The sequence below is a fragment of the Streptomyces sp. HSW2009 genome (assembly GCF_040240285.1).
GTDB lineage: Bacteria > Actinomycetota > Actinomycetes > Streptomycetales > Streptomycetaceae > Streptomyces.
This window is the reverse complement of record NZ_JBEHZD010000854.1, coordinates 1-2281: the sequence shown is the minus strand read 5'-3', so window position 1 is coordinate 2281 and position 2281 is coordinate 1. Positions and strand designations below refer to the sequence as shown.

2 protein-coding genes are annotated in these 2281 nt (G+C 77.5%); one reads left to right on the top strand and one right to left on the bottom strand.

What is annotated here, in order from left to right; translation table 11 throughout:
* Window positions 1-921, top strand: a 921-nt coding sequence (locus tag AAHZ94_RS32920; RefSeq protein ID WP_349997375.1) for an FAD-dependent oxidoreductase, incomplete at its 5' end; no start/stop codon positions are given.
* 228 nt (window positions 922-1149) lie between these two features.
* Here AAHZ94_RS32920 and AAHZ94_RS32915 read toward each other — a convergent pair.
* Window positions 1150-2281: NsdA family TPR-like regulatory protein (locus AAHZ94_RS32915; protein ID WP_349997374.1), on the bottom strand; the 1132-nt coding region annotated here is incomplete at its 5' end.

Here is a 2281-nt window from a genome sequence, read left to right as displayed (position 1 = left end):
GGGGCGGCCCTCAGCCGACTCGCCGCCGTGCCCACGCACCGGCTGCTGGCCCGCCCCGAACGCTCGGCCGCCGCCGCGCTCTCGGTCCGCGGCCTGTCCTCCCGCACCGTCGACGGCTTCCTGCGCCCGCTGCTCACCGCGCTGCTCGCCGACCCCGACCTGATCACCTCAAGCCGCTGCGCCGACCTCGCCCTGCGCGGCTACGCGCGGGGCCGGCTGTGTCTGCCGGCGGGCGGCGCCGCCACCGTGCCCGAACTGCTGGCCGCCGCGCTGCCGCCGGGCACGGTGCACACCGGGGTACGCGCCCTGTCGGCGGCCACCACCTCGGTGACCACGGCAGACCACGGCGAGCTGCGCTGCCGCTCGGTCCTGGTGGCCACCGGCGCCGAGGCAGCCGCCGCCCTGCTGCCCGGCCTGCGGCTGCCGGCCTTCCACCCGGTGACGGTCGTGCACTACGCCGCCGACGGCGCCCCGTTGGGCGAGCCCGCCCTCATCCTGACCAGCGACCGGCGCGGGCCCGTCGCGTACACGGCGGTGACGAGCGAGGTGGACCCGGGGCGCAGCCCGTCCGGGCGGGCGCTGATCACCGCGGTCGTCCTGGGCGCCGCCGCGACGGCCCCGTCGGCGGCGCTCGACACGGCCGTGCGCGGCCAGCTCTCCCGCGTCTACGCCACCTCGACGGCCGGCTGGTCCCTGCTCGGCGCCTTCCACGACCCACAGGCGGTGCCGGCCATGCCGGCCCCCCACGACCTGCGCCGCCCGGTGCGTCTGCTGCACGGCCTGTACGTGTGCGGCGACCACCGCGACACCAGTTCGGCCCAGGGCGCCCTGTACTCGGGCCGGCGGGCGGCCCGGGAGGTGCTGCGCGACTTCGGACTCAAACCGGGCTGCGACCCGGCCCCGCTCAGCGCCGCGGCCTAGCCGGCGGGTGGTGCGCGCCGTGCGGCGGCGGCACGCGTACGAGAGCACCCGCGAGGGGCGGCAGCACAGGCACGACAGCGCGCACGAGAGGCGGCAACGCGCGTACGAGAAGCGGGAGCGCGCGTACGACAGACGAACGCCGAACGGAGCGTTGCGCCCGTTCGGCGTTCGTCATGTGAGGAGCCAGGCTCTCCACGGGTGTGGGGGCGGGACCCCGGGGTTCGGGAATCACCCCAGGGCCGCCACCCGCTCCCGATAGCCGCGCACCGGAGCGGCGTCCCGGTAGGGCTCAAGCCGCCGCTCGAAGTCGCGGACGTACTCCACCGCGCGCACCGACCGCATCTCCGACGCCTGCTGCGCCGCCTCCGCGCCCAGCGCGCACGCCTGCTCCAACTCGCCGAGCCCGAGCCTGGCCGTGGCGAGCACCACCCGGCAGAAGACCCGGCTGCGGGCGAACCCGGTGCCGCGCAGTTGGAGCGAGCGCTCCGCGTGCTGGGCCGCGGCCCGGTACTGCTGGAGGTCGCGGTAGCAGTGCCCGAAGTCGTCCGCGAGCTGCGACTCGTCGAAGAACCGCGCCCAGTGCGGCACGTCGTCCCCCGGCCGCGCCGTCTCCAGCGCCCGCTCCGCCCTGGCCAGCGAGGCCGTGCAGGCGCGGGCCTCGGAGAGCACCCCGTGCCCGCGGGCCTCCGCCGCGTGCAACAGGGCCTGCACGACCGGCGGCGCCCCGGAGCCGACGCCCTGCTGGGCCACCCGCGCCAGTTGCACCGCCTCCCGCCCGTGCCCCAGGTAGACGGCCTGCCGACTCATCGTGACCAGCACGTAGCTGCCGTACGCCCGGTCACCCGCGGCCTGCGCGAGCCGCAGCGACTGGACGAAGTAGCGCTGCGCCAGACCGTGCGCCGCGATGTCGTACGAGGTCCAGCCGGCCAGCCGGGTCAGATCGGCGACGGCGGCGAACAGCCGTCGGCCGATGGCCTCCCCGTAGCTGCCGCGGAGCATGGGTTCGCCCTCGTGCTCCAGGTAGCGCACCAGGGCCTGCCGGGCGTGACCGCCGCCGTAGGCGTGGTCCAGGGCCCGGAACAGCTCGCCGACCGAACGCAGTGCGGCGATGTCACCGGCGGTCACCCGGTGGCCCGGGCCGCGGTCGGTGCGGTCGGTGAGCCGCTGGCGCGGCACCGCCACCCGGTTCTGCAACGGCACGCGCGCGTGGCCCACACCCGTGACGGAACCGGCCGTGCCCGGCGCCCCGGCGAGCGCCTGCCCGCCGGCCTGACCTGCTGCGCCGCCCGGGCCGCCGGGACCTCCCTGGCTTGCCGCTGCGCCACCGCGGCCGGCGGCACCGGCGGGCGGGCCACCCGGC